Source organism: Cohaesibacter sp. ES.047, assembly GCF_900215505.1.
In the GTDB taxonomy this organism is placed as follows: Bacteria; Pseudomonadota; Alphaproteobacteria; order Rhizobiales; family Cohaesibacteraceae; genus Cohaesibacter.
Map to the genome: position 1 here is coordinate 2,427,911 of NZ_LT907844.1, position 17,924 is coordinate 2,445,834.

Sequence of the window (17,924 nt, forward strand, 5' to 3'; positions counted from 1 at the left end):
GCGGTTCCTATTCCTTTCTTCCGCGCTATGCCCGGTGGGTTGGATGGGCTTTTCGCTGATCCTCTCTCCCAACCACCGGGCACCCTATTTGGGCATGTCGGTTTTACGAGTTTCCGGCAGCTCCCCAACTCTCAGGCCCAACGGCCTGAGCTTTTTATCCCACGGCATGCAAGGGCCTGTCATCGGCTGATGCATGCTGCAAGACAACGGTAGGGCCGCCATGACCGCGATTGTCAATTCGAACGGAACCGAGAGGCTGATATCAGCCGAGGATGTTGAAGAGATCTCGCTCAAGACCGGGCAACTGATCAAGCTGTGCCGGCACGGGCAGCATCGAGGGCGCGCGGCGATGGCCTCTGTCGCGCGGGTCTCGGCAACGCACCTCAAGCGCTATGAGGATACGGATGATCCGTTGATCATCCCGCTTGATGTCGGGGCCGAGTTCGAGGTGCTTCTCGACTATCCGTCCTTTGCCGCCTGGCTGGCCGAACTTTCCGGATATGACCTTGTGAAGCGCAACGCGGGGCGGGGCAAGAGCCTGCTCGCATTGATGCAGGGCAGCGTGAAGGAAGCCGCCGAGGCGCATGAGGCCATACTTGAAGCTGAAGCAGACGGCATCAAGACACTGGACGAGTGGCGCGCGATCAAGAAAGAGGCTGCTGCCGGTTACGAGGCCACGGGATCGGATCTTGTGGTCAGGTCCAGCCATTGCGCGCATCAGGTGGATTTCAGGCGAGCGGGGCTTCCACTTGGGTGCAACATCGTCTCAAACCCGCCCTTTGGCATCGCTGAAGACTGGCTGAAGATTTCACTCGGCATGGCCATTGGCAAAGTGGCTTTGCTTCTGCCTCTCACATGGTTGAGCGGTATGAAACGCAGTCTTTTTCTCGAAGAAACGCCGCTTGTACGGGTTCATGTCCTCACCCCGCGCCCTTCGATGCGCCCCGGCGCGGTGATCCTCGCCAATAAAAAGCCGGGTGGTGGCACTAAGGATTTCGCTTGGTTCGTCTGGGAGCGTGGCATGTCTTTTTCGCCCGAGGTGCGGTTTTTACGGCGGGAGGGTCACTCCAATGATTGACATTCTGAGCGAGCTGAACAGCACGGCAGATGCGATTGAGAAGAAAGAAGGCGCTGCAACTTATGTTGGCGATCTGCTTCAGCGCGCCGCACGGGAAATCAACGCACATCGCGCACGACAGGCCGAGATGGAAGAGACCATTCGGCGATTGAGAGACAAGATCGGGGAGGGGGAATGATGTCAGTCTTCGTTGTCGTCGATGGGTTTGAAGGTGAAGTACTCAATAAGACCTTTAAGAGGGTCTTTCATAGTCATGACGTCAGAAGGACGATGTTCTGCAGGCCATTCTTCTTCTTGCCAGATTGGAAGAGAGAGCATTGTGCCTGTGAGGTTTGCTCCCGTGAGGTCGGCCTTTTGGAGGTTTGCTTCCGTAAGGTCGGCCTCTTTGAGGTTTGCTTTAATGAGGCTGGCCTCTTGGAGGTTTGCTCCACTGAGGTCGGCCTCTTTGAGGTTTGCTTTAATGAGGCAGGCCTCTTGGAGGTTTGTTTCCCAGAGGTCGGCCTCTTGGAGGTTTGCTCCACTGAGGTCGGCCTCTTTGAGGTTTGCTTCCTCGAGGTTGGCCTCTTTGAGGTTTGCTTTAATGAGGCAGGCCTCTTGGAGGTTTGCTTCCCTGAGTTCGGCCACTTGGAGGTTTGCTTTCCTGAGGTTGGCGTTCTGAAGCCTGATGATTCTCGAATGGCCCGGAAATTCGCACAGATTGACCCCTTGCAAATCTAGTTTCCAAATGCGTTCTTCTTCTTGCTTCAGGTTCTTGTCTGTTCTCAAATCAGACAAAGCGCGCAAGGTAGAGGTAACATCGCTTTTGCAGGCGGGCAATTCGAGCTCTTTTTGCTTCGCATCTGCTTCCGTATCGGCATCGGCATCGGCATCGGCATCGGGTTTGGTCCGATCCATATCAGCCTGATCCCTGTCCTGCTGGCCTACATCACGCATGAAGCTGCAGAGAAGGTCTTGCACCTTAAAATAGTGACCTGTCGGGTCAGCTATGGCGAGTTCTCTGAGGGCAAAGATGCCTGCCTCCCGAACGGGCAGCTTATCGTCGCCCAGCATCGCAGCCGCTTTGGCGAAGCGATCAGCATATTGGCCTTGTCGATTGACTTTGGTTTGTTCCAGAGCGTTGGCTGTGTTGCTATTTGCGATCTTGGTCTGTTCGACAGCATTTGCAGCATTGCGATTGGCGATTGCGGTTTGTCTATGCGCAAGGACCGAGCGCCAGATAGCCAGAGGCAGGCCAATGGCGCCAAGCAAGAGCAGGCCAAGATTGCGGGCGATCGCGCTGAAGATCTCCCAATCGCTCTTTTCGGTGCTGGCGACGTCTATGAAGATCAACCAAAGGCTACCGATAGTGAAGCAAAGCACAATCAGACCAAAGTAAATCGAATGGTCCTTCAGCCAGTGACCGGCTGGGGTCAAATACGAGATGATTTCCTTGTCGTTCATAATCGCGGCCTTGCCTATCGTTGCTTGAGATCAGCAAACGACAACCTGCCGCAAAAAGCAACTTCTGGCCTATGGCTGTCCAGCGAATATGGGAGGGCGGCGTGAAAGAAACACAAGGTGTGAGAGAGCCTGCCAATCAGAGGAGACTATGCTTCAGACATAATCAGGAAATGAGCCCGGAGGCCGGTAACGGTCGCCCGGGTTTTTTCTTGCCCGCAGCAATGAGCAGACCGTGGTCTGATGCAATGTCGCCCTGCCCAGCAACAGATAGGTGACGCGGTCTGTTCTTTCCTGCGGCTGAAAAGTCAAAATTATAGGAACAATGTTGATTAGAAGATTGAGAAGATCTCAGATCTTGGTCCAATCACATGCTAAATAGATTGGAGCGTGGGTCTTCTGGCATTTTTGACCAAAAAATATTCAAATCAGAAGAGGCTGATTTATTGTCCAGCGTCTTGTGTATTTGGGCAATTCTACTTTTTTCTTGAGGAATCCGAGGTTTGTTCGTAATCGGATCAATTGGTTGAGTCTTGAACGGGAACTTTAAGATCAACATTGAAGTTTCGAGATCAGCATTTATCGGAACCTGCACCATTGTTGAGATCCCTGATTGCAGAGTTTTATCTGCCTCGACAACAATATGAGCGCTTCTTTTTTCTGGAAACTGTCCCGTCAAAATCTCGATAGTGAGCTTGGACGTCTCTACTCGACCCACTTCCTTAAACTCGTCTGGATGCTCTGCATCTAAAGATTTGTATTCAAAAAGAGATAGCTCAGCTTGAAGAGGGAAATAGGCAATTGGATAACCTGTGTTGTTTTTCAATTTCAGGTTGCCACTAATTAATAGTAATTTGGGGGCGCCTTCTTTGGTCTCTGAAGAACGCACGAATTTTGCGTCGAAAGATATTTCATCAACATCAAGACCTGTCCGAAAAGCTGCCTTTCGGGCATATTCTTCGTCTTTGGCTTGCGGGAAGATTGTCTTGTCCCATTGAAACCAAGTCCAGAATCCTGCAGCAAGAAGTGCAATAATTTTAGCATAGTTCAGAATTGAAGCGGACCTACGCTCTTGATCTTCAAAGCTTATTCCGTTGGTGTTTGTCATCTGCCACATGCATTCTGTTAGGAATATCAAAGAAGGGATTGGTTTGTTTGTTGTGTGTATTCCAATAAGCTACACAACTTAAGTGTGAAAGTTAAGGCGTAACAACCAATTCTTATTAATGATTATCACCGGCAGTCTTATCTCACTTACAGCGTGAGGGTTGGCTGGGGGATAAGGGGTCATGTCTTCACCCAAAGCGGTGAGGGCATTGCGGATCGCGCCGGTGACGCCATCGCCGGCCTTTGCATGTGCCCGGGCGGGCCTACGTTCATCGCTGGCACATCGATGCGATGTCTGACCAACTGAGTGCGGTTGCAGACGGCCAGATCAACGGACTGCCCACTGGAACTCTGAAGCCCTGACCGTCGGTGTGTTCTGGCCCACAGCCTAGACGCCCGCACCTGCTCCTCCCGGCGTGGGCGTTTCTTTTTCTTGCGAGGGTGATGATGCTCAAGCTCAGATGGTCAGACGCGTCGGATGCTGAAGACGCCGTCTAGGTCAACAGGTAAGGATGACGGACAAACTATAGCTCGTGATCTCCTAGATCGGCTACAAACTGACGCCCCGCCTGAGTAATTTGCACAAAGATCGGCGTAGTATCTACGCCACCCGTGCTAATGCTCATCCCTTGTCGCTGCACGATCTCTAAAAAGCCAGATTCAATGGATCTTTTAATAAGAATGGTTAGGTACAGCATCCATGGCATAGCTGCTCCTGCTTCAGCAGCACTTAATTCAAATAAGATATCCATTTCAGCCTGAGAGTATTTGTCATGCAGGAATCGCAAGTTGGATTTGTATATGCGCAGGGCTTTTCTATCGATTTTTCCTTGATGCGTCATCCGGTGACAATTGGGGCAGAGAGCAATGAGGTTTTCATAAGCGTCTTTTCCTCCTTGCTCCACAAAAACGATATGGTGAACATCGACATCGATGTGGCGACAGGTAGGGATGGCACACCTATGCCCTGCTTCCACAAGGACGCGCCGACGTATATCAGCGCGTATTGCGGACCTAGAACTGCTCAATTTCTGCCTCCTGAATTTATCGCATCGGAGAATGATAGCTGATTCCATATTTTGGCGCTTCGGAAATGCAGGGTGTTTTACGCTAGCCTATATAGGTTTCGTCGGCAGCGATGGTTTTGCCTTCACCGCCGAGAGGAATAGACGACTTATTGTACATCGTCGTGGCCGTGCAGAGCAGGGAGAGATATCTTGAAGGATTTAAGGAACGCCTCAGCAGGTTGACCGTGAGCGGCTCGGAGGGCGCCGAACTGACCAGAGAAGACATGACAATGTGATGCGTGATATCCGCAAAATGCTTGTATAAGTTTACGACGCTCGGAACAGACCGTGTTCAGACTGTGCCGTATTTGTGCCGTGACTTACGACACACGTACAGTTTGTTCTTTCATCGTTCTGAAAAATGCAAACAGACGGCCAACTTGAGACTTTAAGCGACACCCTGACAGAAGCGCAGGTTTTCCAGCCTTTTAGGACAAATTTGGGAAGAGAAGAATGGTGCTGCCAGAGAGAATTGAACTCTCGACCTCTCCCTTACCAAGGGAGTGCTCTACCACTGAGCTACGGCAGCGTTCCATTATTTGCTGCGGGTGATTGTCACCCGGTGCGGGCGGTTTTTTGCACACGGGCTCTGATTATGCAAGCGCGTTTTTGAAAAATGTCGGGAAATTTGTGAATTTGATGACAGCTGTGAACATCGCACGGGGCAGGGGCTCAGTCAGGCAACATCGGTTGATTGGCATCTCACGTAAACCATGGCCGCAGAAATGAGCGGTCCAAACATCAAAAGGCCGCAATCTGGCCTTTCCTGTACGGGGCAGATGGTATAGAAGCAATCAAAGTTTTAACCCTAGCAAATGCTTGCCGAGAAAGCCTGTCTGAGGCGGTTGACCGGCTGGCACAAGCGGCAAGAGTGCCCGATGTCCGAAGTAGATCGACAGAACAGCAAAAACAAGGCCAGTGATGCGGATGCACGCAAGGCCCGGCTTTCTGATGCCCTGAGAAACAATCTCAGGCGGCGCAAGGCACAGGTGCGCGGGCGCAAGGCGCAAGGCGCAGAGGGTGATGACGCGGCTGTCGCAGATGCCAAGGGCGCAAGCGACCAACCGCAGGAACAACAACAATCCTGACTCTGATCACCTGACGATCGTCTCCTGCAGTCTAGGATTGCCGATTGCAAGAGAGCTGGTTGTTGCGGGCCGGATCAGAAGCAGAATGAGAACATTGAGCGAAGGGCCGCGATAAAGGCGCCCTGACGAGGAAAGAGTTTGATATGGACGCAATTCGCATAGTTGGTGGTGCACGGCTGAACGGCGTGATTCCCATTTCCGGGGCCAAGAACGCCGCCCTGCCGTTGATGATCGCGTCTCTTCTCACCGATGAAGCGCTGATCCTTGAGAATCTGCCACGCCTGCGAGATGTCCAATTGCTTCAGCAAATCCTATCCAATCATGGCGTCAGCTACATGATCGAGGGCAAGCGCCCCGGTCAGGACTCGATGGCCGGTCAGGTCGTTCATCTTCAGGCCAAGGAAATCATCGACACCCGCGCACCCTACGATCTCGTCTCGAAGATGCGGGCAAGCTTTTGGGTTATCGGGCCTCTCTTGGCCCGGATGGGACAATGCGAGGTTTCGCTGCCCGGCGGCTGCGCCATTGGCACGCGCCCGGTTGATTTCTTCATTGACGGTCTGTCCGCCATGGGTGCGGAAATCGAGATCGAAAATGGCTATGCCGTCGCCAAGGCTCCCGATGGTCTCAAGGGGGGCGAATTCACCTTCCCTGGTGTTTCTGTCGGCGCAACTCACGTTCTAATGATGGCCGCGACCCTTGCCAGAGGCACGATGGTTCTGAAAAATGCGGCCCGCGAGCCCGAAGTGGTTGACCTCGCAGACTGCCTCATCTCCATGGGCGCCATGATCTCCGGCGCAGGCACCGACACCATCACCATCGAGGGTGTCGAAAAACTGCATGGCGCCCGGCATTCCGTGCTGCCAGATCGCATCGAGACCGGCACCTATGCCATGGCCGTTGCCATGACCGGTGGCGACGTGCTGCTCAAGGGCGCGCGCGCTGACCTTCTGCAGGCCGCTCTGGATACGCTGGAGCAGACAGGCACCAGCATCGAGACGACAAACGATGGCATTCGCGTCTCTCGCAATGGAGCACCGCTCAAGGCGGTCAGCGTGTCGACCGATCCGTTCCCCGGCTTTCCGACCGATCTGCAGGCCCAGTTCATGGCGCTGATGACCATGGCGGAGGGCACCTCCACCATCACCGAGACCATCTTCGAGAACCGGTTCATGCACGTACAGGAGCTGGCCCGTCTTGGTGCCAAGATCTCGCTTGATGGCCAGAAGGCGCATGTCACCGGCGTTGAAAAGCTCACGGGGGCTCAAGTCATGGCGACAGATCTTCGCGCATCTGTGTCGCTCGTCATTGCCGGTCTGGTGGCCGAAGGAGAAACCAAGGTCAACCGGGTCTATCACCTTGACCGCGGTTTCGAGCGCCTTGAGGACAAGCTTGCTGCATGTGGAGCCACCGTGGAGCGCATTTCCGCCTGACGCTGATGGCGACCCGGTTGCCTGACATCGGTGATTGACGGCTCTGGTGCGAGGAATTGGCGGGGTGTTGCCTTGTATTGCCCTTTGGCTGTCCTTATCTCTTTCAATGAGAACAAACCGGGTTGGCCAACTCTTGTGAGTTGCCAACGTGGCGAGGCCCGATCCACCAAGGAGAATGACATGTCTATGCTGAAGCTTGCTGCTCTGGATGCTGAGGATCTTGCAGTCGTCTCGAGCCAGTCTCAGGATGCTGTTGTCAAGGTTGGTGACATTCATTGGCTGCCGACCGAAGGGCGCGTGCTTATCACCATGCATCGGTTCGCGTGGGAAGAGGCGATCAGCCAGAAACGTCGCATCTTTGGTCCCAAGAGCAGTTACGAACGTCACCAGACCATTTTGCACTTCGCCCGGGTTTCATCGGTCAAGGCGCGGAACATCCGCATGGATGCCAAGAGCGCTATCCTCAACCTTCTCGCCATCACGTTCGAGCAGAACGGCGAGGGTCCGGACGGAGTGATCAGCCTGATTTTTGCCGGGGATGCGGAAATGCGCCTCGAGGTCGAGTGCATCGAAGCCCAGCTCACTGATACCGGTGCGGCATGGGAAACCGAAAATCTGCCTGAGCATGAAGCCGCAGAAAGCTTTGAGGCACAGGCCGCTCAGTCCCGCTCCTGATGGTTGCCTTCCTGGGTGTCTGGTGTCTGAACGGCGCAGATTGAGAAGCTCTCGGACCCGTTCCAGCTGAGTTTCCAGGTCGCGCCTGGGCGCACATTTTGAACAATGCCCGGATCAAATGCCACAAGGCAGCGTCCGCCGTGGTGACGCACCGATGGATAGAGCAGGCCCGAATGGCCCTTCTGGCGCAGAGACAGGGCAAGCTTCTGTCCCTCTGGATAGCCTAGCGCGGTATCCTCGTTGAGGGCAGGGTAACCATACTCGCCCTCAAGATCAGGAAAGCTGCCAATAAAGTCGGCCAACAGCTCGACATAGAGCGCCTCATCTTCAAAAATTCCGATATTCTGTAACTCTCTTGTGCGGTGATAGCCCACTTCCTCGGCTGCAGTCAGCGTCTCATAGGCACAATACCATGCGCCTCGGGCGCCATCGTTGAAGCGATTGCCTGATGGCCTCGTATAGGCAAAGGCAGCGTTGATGTGGCTTTGGCCATAGACCTTGAGGTCATTGGACCGGCGGGCAAACGCCAGCTCGCGTCGATCGAGCGACGGGCTGCCGACTTGTTCGGCCAAAAGGCGCGCGCTGGTTTCCCCTTCAAGTTCGGCCAGAATGGCCGCTTCCTCGTCGGTGTCGACAAGACCACGCAGAACGGGCGGCTTGTGGTAGGTGGCCGGAATGAGCCGCACCCAGCCCCGACCATTGATGCTGGTGAGCTTCACATTCCACCTCTGAGCGCATCGAGGTAGGTGCGAACGCGCAGGATTTTCGGCAAGCCGCCGGCAATCATTGCGTCCAGCGGTCGTTGGCCATCAAATTCAGACCCGTTGTTGGCGAGCTTGACCCACTGGGAGGAAAGGGGAGGGCTGAAGTAAAGCTCGAGCGATTTATAGACGCCGACAAGCGCACTGAGGCGCAGCATCTGATCGCGCGTCAGGGTGCCTGCGAAATCCTGCCTCTTGGCTCGCTTCCATGATGACTCGGACATGTCCGCAAGATGTGCAGCTTCCTGCAAGGTCAGCTTCCAGCTCAGGGCAATCCGGCCAAAAGCTTTGAGCGCAACAGCCTGTCTGTCTGCTGGGGAATGGGTTTTGAGTGCGGGTTCCATGGTTCACCTCTTGGTGGAATATAAGGCCATATGGACTTATATTCAAGATCAAATGATCTTATTGCCGACTCCGCACTCGCTTCAGCGATCGCCCGTTTGCTGGCGGAGGTGGAAACGCCTCTTGCTTCTTTTGCGGGATGCTCTCATAAAGACGGCGAAAAACGCCCGCACCTCCAGCAATTTGGGAGAGATCCAATGGCCATTCGCCTCAACGCATCCGACGCCAACTTCGAAGCCGCCTTTCGTGACCTGCTGTCCATGAAGCGGGAAGTCTCGGACGATGTCGATGCCATTGTGCGCGAGATCATCGATCAGGTGAAAACGCTCGGCGATCAAGCCCTGTTCGACTACACCGCCAAATTCGATCGGTTTGACGCTCGCGCCAAGGGGTTGGCCATCACCAAGGCCGAAATCGAAGCCGCCGTCGCACAGGTCGATCCAGATGTCATGAAGGCGCTGGAACTCGCCGCCGAGCGCATCCGGTCGCATCATGCCCGCCAGATGCCGAACAATGAAAGCTATGAAGATGCGCTTGGTGTGAAACTGGGCTCACGCTGGACTGCGATCGAGGCGGTTGGCCTCTATGTGCCCGGCGGGCTGGCTGCCTATCCGTCTTCTGTTTTGATGAACGCCATTCCTGCAAAGGTTGCCGGCGTCAAACGCCTCGTCATGGTGGTGCCCACCCCTGATGATATTCTCAATCCGCTCGTGTTGGCCGCAGCAAAGCTGGCTGGTGTTGATGAGATCTACCGCATTGGTGGCGCTCAGGCGGTTGCCGCTCTGGCGCACGGCACGGACTCCATCGCCCCTGTCTACAAGATCGTCGGCCCCGGCAATGCCTTTGTCGCAGCGGCCAAGCGCCGTGTCTTCGGTCTGGTTGGTATCGACATGATCGCCGGGCCATCCGAAGTGCTGATCCTAGCTGACAAGAACAATGACCCCGATTGGCTGGCGGTGGACCTGATGGCGCAGGCCGAACATGATACCGCCGCGCAGGCGATGCTGATCACCGATGACCCCGAGATGGCCGAAGCGGTCGAGAAAGCCGTCGAAAGGCTCCTGACCACTCTGCCCAAGGCCGAGATCGCGGGCACAAGCTGGCGTGACTATGGTGCCGTGATCACCGTCAAGGACTGGGAGACCGGCATGGCGCTTGCCAATCGCATCGCACCGGAGCATCTCGAGTTTGCCATGGATGGTGCCGCTGATATGGTGGACAAGGTCCACAACGCAGGGGCCATCTTTGTCGGCCATTTCACCCCCGAGGCTGTCGGAGACTATGTTGGCGGCTCAAACCATGTGTTGCCGACCGCCCGCTCAGCGCGCTTCTCCTCCGGGCTGTCGACGCTTGATTTTGTCAAGCGTACGTCGGTGCTTGAATGCAACGCCATGAACCTGCGCGAAATCGGCCCGGCTGCCATAACACTTGCGCGTCAGGAAGGCCTTGAAGCCCACGCCCTGTCGGTGGCCAAGCGCCTCAACATGGCCTGAAGCCGCTCTTTGCGCTTCGGGTTGGCGGCTCCGTCTGGCAAAGAGCTTGCAAGTCTTGGGTGCTAAACCATGTGAACGTTTGACAGTTTGCCCGAAAGCAGGCAAACATCAAGCAAGACAACCTCGGCAGGTTGTGTAAGGACTATGGCTGAACGAACGGGATATATGACGTGACGACAGAGTCGGGCGAGACCTTGGACAAACAGTTAGACAGTTTTCGTCTTTGCTCCGTCCATCTCGATTCCCAAAGCATTCAACCCGCAACCGCCGATATCGAGCATGAGCGCACAGTCGCGATTCACGACCTCGTGGAAGAGAACAGCTTTCACCCTGTCGGGCATGACGAAGGTGGGCCGTATCAGCTTTTCCTGTCGATGGTCGAGCGCAAGCTGGTGATGGACATCAAGCTCGAGTCAGGCGATCAGATCGCCACGCATATTCTATCGCTCACCCCGTTTCGCCGCATCATCAAGGATTATTTCCTGATCTGCGACAGCTACTACGAAGCCATCAAGACCGCCACGCCAAGCCGGATTGAAGCCATCGACATGGGGCGTCGCGGTCTGCACAACGAAGGATCCCAAATCCTGCAATCCCGCCTGGAAGGCAAAATCATGACCGATTTTCCCACGGCGCGCCGACTGTTCACCCTGATCTGCGCACTGCATTGGCGGGGGTAGCTGAATGAGAACAGCTCTTGGTGGCGTCTTTCGTCCTTCCTCAGTCCTGTTTGCCTGCGGCATGAATGCCATCCGCTCGCCGATGGCGGCCGCCCTTTCCCGTCATCTCTTTCCGGGCAGCTTCTACGTCAAATCCGTCGGTGTGCGCTGTGGTAAACCCGATCCCTTTGCCGCTGCCGTGATGGAAGAGATCGGACTGGATATTTCCGAGCACGAACCGAGTACCTTTGATGATCTCGAAGACAGCTACTTTGACCTGATCATCTCGCTTGCGCCCGAAGCCCATCACCGGGCCCTTGAATGGAGCCGCAGCGACGCAGTCGAGACCGAATATTGGCCGACGCTGGACCCCGCCCTTGCCAATGGCTCGCGCGAGCAGATCATGGATTCCTATCGCGGTGTGCGGGATGGCCTGATTGCCAAGCTCAAGGACAGATTCGAATGGGTCTCCAACGCAGGCGGCTAGGCTGGACTTTTCCCGTCAAATGGCTATATAGAGCGGTGTAATGCTGTCCAAGGGGCGCGTTTCCCCCAATAGCTGCCTTGCTGCGTCCTTGCCAAGTTCCGGCAAAACAGGCTTTTGCGCCATTTCTTGCCTCATAAGTCATGGTGGCAACTGTAGGCGATTGCACTTAAAGACGCTTTGGACTAGATTGCCCGCGATCTTGAAATCGAATGATGTCATTCGGATCAGAAACTTGCGTTTCAGCAAGGGGATTCGTGCTATGATCAGGTGACCTGATCACAAGCAAAGACCAGTGGGACAACCCTTCAAAGGCAGGCATGACAAAGCCGCCGGTTGTTCCACCCGATCCCGTTTGAATCGAATGCCGACAAAGAGGATATGAAAAACGCTTATGGCGAAAGAAGAAGTCTTGGAATTCCCGGGTGTTGTTACCGAACTGCTGCCCAATGCGACCTTCCGTGTGAAGCTCGAAAATGATCATGAAATTGTGGCTCACACTGCGGGCCGCATGCGCAAGAACCGGATCCGCGTTCTGGCTGGCGACAAGGTGCAGGTCGAAATGACACCTTATGACCTGACCAAGGGCCGGATCACCTACCGCTTCAAATGAGTCGGAGCCCCGGCAAGGACCGATGCTTCGGGGCTTGACGATCGGCAGGGTGGATCTGCCAAGGACGCAAACGGGGAAATCCCGCTCTGCACACGCATGGCTGACTTGAATCATGTCGCAAGTGGATGTGACAATGCAGCCGGATTTCTAGCATCTTCACCACAAAGCCTTGCATCATGTCAGATCCCTATCGTCTCATTCTGGCTTCCGCATCACCCAGACGCCTGCAATTGCTCCAGCAGATTGGCATCGAACCTTTCGCGCTGAAGCCTGCAGATTTGGATGAAACGCCGCTGAAAAACGAACAGCCGCGCGCGCTGGCGCGGCGCCTCGCCGAGGAAAAGGCACAAGCCGTCCGACGCGACTGCAAGGACGATGAGCAGTTCTCGAACTGCTACATCCTGGCGGCCGATACCGTGGTTGCCGTGGGACGCCGGATTCTGCCCAAGACCGAACTGGCCGAAGAGGCCAGCCAGTGTCTGACGCTGCTCTCCGGTCGCACCCACAAGGTCTTCACCGGGATCTGTCTCGTCACACCGAAGGGCAAGACCCGAACCAAGGTCGTCGAGACCCGCGTCCGCTTCAAGCGGCTGGGGGATGACATCGATCCCTATCTGGCCTCCGGTGAGTGGCGCGGCAAGGCGGGTGGATATGCCATTCAGGGCATCGCTGGGGCCTTTGTGGTCAACCTCGTTGGCTCTTACAGCTCCGTCGTCGGCCTTCCGCTGCATGAAACGGCCAACCTCTTGACCGGTGAGGGCTATCCCTTGCGCCTCAAATGGCTGGGCGGCGTGCGCTAGACCGCATGACAAGGCCGCAGCCATGGAGCCTCGATGCATGAGGCAAGCATCAGCAAACCATTCTCGAGAGTATATGGATTGGCAATGAACAAGAAAGCCAGTAGCCAGCAAGCAGCGTCCGAGCCGGCCGCTGCAGGCAAGGTCAAGGGATTGCGCCGGGCGCGCCCCTGTCCGATCTGTTCCAAACCGTCTACCAAGGAGGACTATCCCTTCTGTTCCCAGCGCTGCAGAGATGTTGATCTCGGCCGCTGGCTCAAGGGTGCCTACGCCATCCCTGCCGTGGAAGAAGACGACCCGGAAGAGGCCGACTACGACCCCGAGCAATAAAGCGCTCAGGCGCTTGAGCGAAACGGGCGAAAAAACAACGGGATAAGATCGTGAAAAGCGAGATTTCAGCCGGCAGGGGCGACATTTGTCGGCAACCGCATCATGACCGGGGAAAAACCGAGCACACCCTGTAGAAAAAGCCGACTGTGCACTGGACAGGGGAATTTGAACCTTTTATAACGCCCAAACAATTTGCACGGGGGGTCACCCCGATGGCCCACGCCAGTGCTCTTGTCCTGAAGCATCTTCAAGATGCCTCTTTACGCGACAACCGCATCGCAATGTGCCCGGATAGCTCAGTTGGTAGAGCAGCGGATTGAAAATCCGCGTGTCGGTGGTTCGAATCCGCCTCCGGGCACCATTTTCTTGTTTAAGCCATTGTTTTCGCTCCAGCTTTTAGCAACTGCGTGCGACACGCCTTTTCATTCTGCTGTGGCGCGGCGCGATTTTCTGGACAGGTGGGCGAAATCTTCTGGACAACTCACTTGATTTGATTGATAGCCCACTTTTAGCGGGCCTTTTTGTATCTGCTTGACGTGTGCTTTTTCTGGACTATTTTGTTCCCTATAAAGACGCATTGTGAGAATGAAAAAGCAGCTGTTCATAACTGAGTCAACGACCAGCAGCACAGCGGACAAAGGGGACATTCGCTTCAACGCAACTATTTTGAGAGCTTCGAAGGTTGGGCCGGAACGACGCCGCTATGCGTAAATGGTTTGAACTTAGGAAGGGGCAAGATGGAGCGCCTTTATTAAAAAAGCCGACTTCAAGCGCCGGCTTTCTTGTTTCGCGATATCTGCAGGTCCGATGTTAGGCGGCCGCGACATTCTTCAGGAAAGTCTCTATTTGCTTGCGCAATTCACTGGCGCTTTGTGACGCATGATCAGCGCTGTCAAGCACCCCGTCCGCAGTCTGGGCCGTCTGCGTTGCTCCATTGGCAACGCCGTGCATGTTTTCAGTTGCCAAGCGCGTTCCCTGAGCGGCTTCCTGAACGTTGGAGGAAATCTCTCTGGTCGCCGCACCTTGTTCATCGACTGCACTTGCGATCGCGGTGGTGTAGCCGTGGACCTCTTCCATGATGTTGGTGATGTCCTCGATCACTGCGACGGTTTCGCGTGTCGAATTCTGGATTGCTGAGATCTGCGAAGAAATTTCTTCTGTGGCCTTGGACGTTTGTGTCGCCAGTTCCTTCACCTCGGCGGCAACAACCGCAAAGCCTTTGCCTGCTTCTCCTGCGCGGGCGGCCTCAATTGTTGCGTTCAGAGCCAGAAGGTTGGTCTGCTCAGCAATTGCCTGGATAAGGATAACAACTTCTCCAATTTTTTGCGCAGCTTCATCCAGACTGTTGACCTTGTCGTTGGAAAGGCGGGCGCTATCGCTGGCCTTCCCAACAATTGTACTGCTTTGGCTGACTTGGCGATTGATCTCGCCAATGGAGGCGCTCAGCTCTTCTGCCGCGGATGCAACGGTCTGGACGTTTGCGGTCGCTTGTTCTGACGCTGCTGAGGCAGATGTTGATTGCTCTTGTGTACTTCCGGCGATGTCCTTGAGGCTGTGATACCAACGGCATTTAATTCTGACCTTCTTGAGCCCATTTTCTCATACCTATTGAATGGATGATGGTTGGGTTGGCGGAGAGGCTCTTCCATGCTTGGCAACCAGCATCAAGAATGGCGGCATAGTCTTCGAAGACCCGATTGGACAGGAAGGTACCGCGCAGATACTGCCAAATATTCTCAACTGGGTTCAGTTCCGGTGATTTGGAAGGCAACAGGAGGATGGTGATATTCTTGGGCACGTTGAGTCTGCTTGTCGTATGCCATCCGGCACGATCCATCAGCACCACGGCATGAGCGCCGCGCGCCACTGTCCTTGAGACTTCTTCGAGGTGCATTTGCATGGCCTGTGTATTTGCAAAAGGCATCATCAATCCCGCGCCAACGCCACGCGCTGGACATATTGCACCGAACAGATAGGCATTTTTATATCGCTGATCGGCTGGCAGACGTGGTCTGGTTCCCTTTTTTGCCCATAGTCGGGCCAGTCCATTCTTCTGACCAAGCCTAGCCTCATCTTGCCACCAAATCTCGATGGGCTTGTTCTTTGGCAAATGGCCTACATGCGCTGCCAACGTTGCGGAGAAGTTTTTTTGAAAGCATCAATGACTTCAGGCTTTTGTTCTGGATGTTGAGGTCGACCAGATATGCGCACATACCCCATGCGGCGCAAAAGATCCCGTACTCCACGTTCCTTGTAGGAGACCCCAAACCGCTCTTGGATCACACGCACCAGATCCTGGCTACGCCAGACAGAGACGCCGTCCTTCTCAGGATCAGGACCGGTTTCAACGATAGCAACAAACTCTTCGAGCTGTTCTGGGCTCAAGCGCATGGGAGCGCCGGTTGCTTTGATGTCGACAAGACCATCGGTGCCTTGCTCATTGAAGCGAAGAACCCAATCTCGCAAAGTCTGGCGGTCCATACCGCCGACTTTGGCGGCATCAGCACGGTTCATGCCGTCATAGACAGCCGCAATGGCCAGTAGGCGGCGGCTCTGTTTGGCATTGCGGCATCCTTTGGCAAGACGGCGCAAACTATCGGCGTCAAAAGCATCGCTAAGAATCAAAGCGGCAGACATGGCAAAATCTCCTTTGCCATGTTGAATCACGCCAGTGCTAAAAATGGAATCCCTAAAGAGTCAGAACTTCACGCCCTTGGTATAACAAGAGTTCTTTCTCATGAGGACGCTTAACTACATGATTGGGACTTCTTGGTAAAAAAAATATAAATCCTTGAGGGAATTGTCCATATAAACGCAGAATCTATTTTGATTTCATTTTGAATTGCGGATAATTTTTGGGTCTATTTGTAATTAATTACAAGAAATATTCTATTCTATCCTCGTCAGGAGACTTGAGCAGCAATCTAGGATCTGTTGACAAACTGCCTGATCCAAAGCCTTGCTGATACGATGTGAATGAAGCCCAGATAGCTATTTGCCGTTTTGTCATATCGGGTTGCCAGTCGTCTGGCATTCTTGAATTTGTTGAAGCAACGCTCGATCTGGTTGCGTAATGCATAGACGAAAGGGTCGAAAAATGCCCATTCCGCATCGCTCATCGTCAATCGCGCCAACATAGCCTCCTTGAAAGCTATCTTGAATCATATCTCAGCTGATTTGGGAATACAGTTTGTCAACAGAACCTAGGCACCATTCCTCCTCAAAGAACCACATATACCAAGCATTTCAATGCCTTGCGTCTGTAGTGCGCCTTTTCTCTTTGCACAACCATCTCTGCAAGAGAGCTTGGGTTCGTGCGGTTTGGCGACTTGATGAGCTTTCGAGGCGCTGCCGAAACAGAAAAAGGGTAGGGGCGTGAGCCTCTACCCTTTTGATCTTTGCTTATCACTGATGGGCAAGGAGAGCAGAGCAAGAAATGCCCTCCGTGTCCCTCCTTACATCAAGCCTAAAATGGTTAGCGTTTCACCTTTCGTTTTGAAAGGAACCCAACCCCTAGGCAGTTCGAAGTGTCTGAACAAATTCCGAGACTTCCTGCTGAAGCGTGTCGGACTGCGCATTGAGCTGGCTCGACAGATTCATCATCTGCGTTGATGCCGCCCCCGTCATCTCTGCAGACGATCCAACACCTTCGATATTCTTTGTCACTTCACCCGTGCCGGATGCGGCCTGTTGCGTGTTTGCTGCGATCTCGTTGGTTGCAGCATCCTGCTGTTCAACAGCAGCAGAAATGGCCTCAGACGATTCCCGAATATCATCGACCGTTTTGACAATAAGGGCAATCGACTCAACCGTGACGTTGGTTGCGGACTGGATTTCTGAGATCTTGCGTCCGATTTCTTCTGTCGCGCGCGCTGTTTGCGTTGCCAGACCTTTGACTTCGGCGGCAACAACGGCGAAGCCTTTTCCTGCTTCACCTGCTCGTGCGGCTTCGATGGTGGCGTTAAGAGCAAGCAGGTTTGTTTGCTCGGCAATATTGGTGATCAGTTCAACAACCTCACCGATTTGATCTGCTGCGACTGCCAGATCGTTGACCTTCTTGCTACTCACTTCGGCTTCATTGGCAGCATCACTGGCGATTTTTGCCGAATGGCTGACTTGAGAAGTAATCTCCCTGATAGAAGCGGAGAGCTCTTCGGTCCCTGACGCGACCGTCTGAACATTTGTAGAAGCTTCTTCAGCGGCGCTCGCAACGGATTGCGCCTGCCGAGACGTCTCTTCCGCGGTCGCGGAGAGATTGCGCGCAGATTCGGCAATTTCACCGGAAGCCTGAACGAAGGAGTTGGCAAGGGCTCCCATCTTGGAATCAAACTGATCCGCAATGGCAAACCGTTCTGCCTTCATCTTCTCAGCATTCCGCTTCTCTGCTTCAGTTTGTTCAGCGCGCATCCGCTCGGTTTCAGCGAGGTTGTCACGGAATGTGGCCAGCGCTCCAGCCATGTCGCCAAGTTCGTTTCGTTTGCCAGCGAAGGGAATCTCCGTATCCAATTTCCCACTAGAGACCAGTTGCATCGCTGTCGTAATCTTTGCGATTGGATTGGT

19 protein-coding genes, 2 tRNA genes and 2 pseudogenes are annotated in these 17,924 nt (G+C 54.4%); 12 read left to right on the top strand and 11 right to left on the bottom strand.

Translation table 11 applies throughout. The features are described 5' to 3' along the window. Positions 1-220 precede the first annotated feature (220 nt). Positions 221-1,078, top strand: a complete 858-nt coding sequence (locus CPH65_RS11070; RefSeq protein ID WP_157747630.1) for a hypothetical protein — start codon at positions 221-223, stop codon at positions 1,076-1,078. Beyond that, positions 1,071-1,256: a hypothetical protein gene (locus CPH65_RS11075; RefSeq protein WP_096173524.1), complete on the top strand. Its 186-nt coding sequence runs from the start codon at positions 1,071-1,073 to the stop codon at positions 1,254-1,256. Before CPH65_RS11070 ends, CPH65_RS11075 begins: the two co-directional genes overlap by 8 nt. 2 nt (positions 1,257-1,258) lie before the next feature. Here CPH65_RS11075 and CPH65_RS11080 read toward each other — a convergent pair whose 3' ends face one another. The 4 genes from CPH65_RS11080 to CPH65_RS11095 all read right to left on the bottom strand — a co-directional run bounded on the left by CPH65_RS11080 (position 1,259) and on the right by CPH65_RS11095 (position 5,218). Then, the gene (locus CPH65_RS11080) at positions 1,259-2,518 is read right to left on the bottom strand and encodes a pentapeptide repeat-containing protein (RefSeq protein ID WP_096173525.1); all 1,260 of its coding nucleotides are present in this window, start codon (positions 2,516-2,518) and stop codon (positions 1,259-1,261) included. Positions 2,519-2,882: 364 nt separating this feature from the next. Continuing rightward, positions 2,883-3,623 (bottom strand): hypothetical protein, encoded by a 741-nt coding sequence (locus CPH65_RS11085; protein WP_157747631.1) that lies wholly within the window; start codon positions 3,621-3,623, stop codon positions 2,883-2,885. 523 nt (positions 3,624-4,146) lie between these two features. Continuing rightward, positions 4,147-4,650 carry an HNH endonuclease gene (locus CPH65_RS11090; protein ID WP_197704010.1) on the bottom strand — a complete coding sequence of 168 codons (504 nt, stop codon included), beginning with the start codon at positions 4,648-4,650 and terminating at the stop codon, positions 4,147-4,149. A 493-nt stretch (positions 4,651-5,143) separates the two neighbouring features. Further along, a tRNA-Thr gene (locus CPH65_RS11095) sits at positions 5,144-5,218 on the bottom strand. Between the two features lie 349 nt (positions 5,219-5,567). On the opposite strand from CPH65_RS11095, the gene CPH65_RS11100 reads away from it, so the two are divergent. From CPH65_RS11100 to CPH65_RS11110, 3 genes are all read left to right on the top strand, one after another. Then, complete coding sequence (locus CPH65_RS11100; protein WP_157747633.1) at positions 5,568-5,777, top strand: hypothetical protein; 210 nt, start codon at positions 5,568-5,570, stop codon at positions 5,775-5,777. A 143-nt stretch (positions 5,778-5,920) separates the two neighbouring features. Further along, complete coding sequence (murA, locus tag CPH65_RS11105) at positions 5,921-7,210, top strand: UDP-N-acetylglucosamine 1-carboxyvinyltransferase (protein ID WP_096173529.1); 1,290 nt, start codon at positions 5,921-5,923, stop codon at positions 7,208-7,210. Between the two features lie 180 nt (positions 7,211-7,390). Further along, a complete protein-coding gene (locus tag CPH65_RS11110) occupies positions 7,391-7,885 on the top strand; it encodes a DUF2948 family protein (RefSeq protein ID WP_096173530.1) in 495 nt (164 codons plus the stop codon). Here the strand turns inward: CPH65_RS11110 and CPH65_RS11115 are convergent. Both CPH65_RS11115 and CPH65_RS11120 read right to left on the bottom strand, forming a co-directional pair. Next, positions 7,870-8,604, bottom strand: coding sequence for an RES family NAD+ phosphorylase (locus CPH65_RS11115; RefSeq protein WP_096173531.1), 735 nt, complete (start codon positions 8,602-8,604; stop codon positions 7,870-7,872). The two genes, CPH65_RS11110 and CPH65_RS11115, sit on opposite strands and share 16 nt — an antisense overlap. Then, complete coding sequence (locus CPH65_RS11120) at positions 8,601-8,990, bottom strand: antitoxin Xre-like helix-turn-helix domain-containing protein (RefSeq protein WP_096173532.1); 390 nt, start codon at positions 8,988-8,990, stop codon at positions 8,601-8,603. Before CPH65_RS11120 ends, CPH65_RS11115 begins: the two co-directional genes overlap by 4 nt. Before the next feature lie 195 nt (positions 8,991-9,185). Here CPH65_RS11120 and hisD point away from each other — a divergent pair, with 195 nt between their 5' ends. The 7 genes from hisD (at position 9,186) to CPH65_RS11155 (ending at position 13,725) form a co-directional block, all read left to right on the top strand. Then, complete coding sequence (gene hisD / locus CPH65_RS11125; RefSeq protein WP_096173533.1) at positions 9,186-10,481, top strand: histidinol dehydrogenase; 1,296 nt, start codon at positions 9,186-9,188, stop codon at positions 10,479-10,481. 194 nt (positions 10,482-10,675) lie between these two features. Next, a complete protein-coding gene (locus CPH65_RS11130; RefSeq protein WP_096176362.1) occupies positions 10,676-11,161 on the top strand; it encodes a UPF0262 family protein in 486 nt (161 codons plus the stop codon). 4 nt (positions 11,162-11,165) lie between these two features. Next, positions 11,166-11,627 carry a low molecular weight phosphatase family protein gene (locus tag CPH65_RS11135; RefSeq protein ID WP_096173534.1) on the top strand — a complete coding sequence of 154 codons (462 nt, stop codon included), beginning with the start codon at positions 11,166-11,168 and terminating at the stop codon, positions 11,625-11,627. A 391-nt stretch (positions 11,628-12,018) separates the two neighbouring features. Further along, the gene (infA, locus tag CPH65_RS11140) at positions 12,019-12,237 is read left to right on the top strand and encodes a translation initiation factor IF-1 (RefSeq protein ID WP_090070279.1); all 219 of its coding nucleotides are present in this window, start codon (positions 12,019-12,021) and stop codon (positions 12,235-12,237) included. A gap of 176 nt (positions 12,238-12,413) precedes the next feature. Further along, entirely contained in the window at positions 12,414-13,037 is a 624-nt protein-coding gene (locus CPH65_RS11145) for a Maf-like protein (protein ID WP_172891505.1), read from the top strand. An 84-nt stretch (positions 13,038-13,121) separates the two neighbouring features. Continuing rightward, positions 13,122-13,364: a DNA gyrase inhibitor YacG gene (gene yacG, locus CPH65_RS11150; protein ID WP_096173536.1), complete on the top strand. Its 243-nt coding sequence runs from the start codon at positions 13,122-13,124 to the stop codon at positions 13,362-13,364. A gap of 285 nt (positions 13,365-13,649) precedes the next feature. Beyond that, a tRNA-Phe gene (locus CPH65_RS11155) sits at positions 13,650-13,725 on the top strand. Between the two features lie 449 nt (positions 13,726-14,174). On the opposite strand, the gene CPH65_RS11160 is transcribed toward CPH65_RS11155, so the two are convergent. The 5 genes and pseudogenes from CPH65_RS11160 to CPH65_RS24565 form a co-directional block, all read right to left on the bottom strand. Continuing rightward, on the bottom strand, positions 14,175-14,939 hold the full coding sequence (locus tag CPH65_RS11160; protein WP_096173537.1) for a methyl-accepting chemotaxis protein: 765 nt from the start codon (positions 14,937-14,939) through the stop codon (positions 14,175-14,177). After that, a protein-coding gene (locus CPH65_RS11165; RefSeq protein WP_096171592.1) for an IS630 family transposase occupies positions 14,935-16,001 on the bottom strand; the annotation gives its coding sequence in 2 pieces (ribosomal slippage) (positions 14,935-15,497 and positions 15,497-16,001; 1,068 coding nt in all). Before CPH65_RS11165 ends, CPH65_RS11160 begins: the two co-directional genes overlap by 5 nt. A gap of 287 nt (positions 16,002-16,288) precedes the next feature. Beyond that, a pseudogene (locus tag CPH65_RS11170) lies at positions 16,289-16,456 on the bottom strand (transposase); the annotation flags it as partial. 421 nt (positions 16,457-16,877) lie between these two features. Continuing rightward, positions 16,878-17,771, bottom strand: a complete 894-nt coding sequence (locus CPH65_RS24285) for a methyl-accepting chemotaxis protein (protein ID WP_197704088.1) — start codon at positions 17,769-17,771, stop codon at positions 16,878-16,880. A 72-nt stretch (positions 17,772-17,843) separates the two neighbouring features. Further along, positions 17,844-17,894 (bottom strand): annotated as a pseudogene (locus CPH65_RS24565) (hypothetical protein); the annotation flags it as partial. Positions 17,895-17,924 lie beyond the last annotated feature (30 nt).

Excerpts from the sequence above, each read along its gene's own strand:
- CPH65_RS11120 (WP_096173532.1), bottom strand. The coding sequence starts at position 8,990 with ATGGAACCCGCACTCAAAACCCATTCCCCAGCAGACAGACAGGCTGTT.
- CPH65_RS11100 (WP_157747633.1), top strand. The coding sequence starts at position 5,568 with ATGTCCGAAGTAGATCGACAGAACAGCAAAAACAAGGCCAGTGATGCG.
- CPH65_RS11145 (WP_172891505.1), top strand. The coding sequence starts at position 12,414 with ATGTCAGATCCCTATCGTCTCATTCTGGCTTCCGCATCACCCAGACGC.
- yacG (WP_096173536.1), top strand. The coding sequence starts at position 13,122 with ATGAACAAGAAAGCCAGTAGCCAGCAAGCAGCGTCCGAGCCGGCCGCT.
- CPH65_RS11085 (WP_157747631.1), bottom strand. The coding sequence starts at position 3,623 with ATGACAAACACCAACGGAATAAGCTTTGAAGATCAAGAGCGTAGGTCC.
- infA (WP_090070279.1), top strand. The coding sequence starts at position 12,019 with ATGGCGAAAGAAGAAGTCTTGGAATTCCCGGGTGTTGTTACCGAACTG.
- CPH65_RS11080 (WP_096173525.1), bottom strand. The coding sequence starts at position 2,518 with ATGAACGACAAGGAAATCATCTCGTATTTGACCCCAGCCGGTCACTGG.
- CPH65_RS11075 (WP_096173524.1), top strand. The coding sequence starts at position 1,071 with ATGATTGACATTCTGAGCGAGCTGAACAGCACGGCAGATGCGATTGAG.
- CPH65_RS24285 (WP_197704088.1), bottom strand. The coding sequence starts at position 17,771 with ATGCGCGCTGAACAAACTGAAGCAGAGAAGCGGAATGCTGAGAAGATG.
- murA (WP_096173529.1), top strand. The coding sequence starts at position 5,921 with ATGGACGCAATTCGCATAGTTGGTGGTGCACGGCTGAACGGCGTGATT.
- hisD (WP_096173533.1), top strand. The coding sequence starts at position 9,186 with ATGGCCATTCGCCTCAACGCATCCGACGCCAACTTCGAAGCCGCCTTT.
- CPH65_RS11110 (WP_096173530.1), top strand. The coding sequence starts at position 7,391 with ATGTCTATGCTGAAGCTTGCTGCTCTGGATGCTGAGGATCTTGCAGTC.
- CPH65_RS11135 (WP_096173534.1), top strand. The coding sequence starts at position 11,166 with ATGAGAACAGCTCTTGGTGGCGTCTTTCGTCCTTCCTCAGTCCTGTTT.
- CPH65_RS11070 (WP_157747630.1), top strand. The coding sequence starts at position 221 with ATGACCGCGATTGTCAATTCGAACGGAACCGAGAGGCTGATATCAGCC.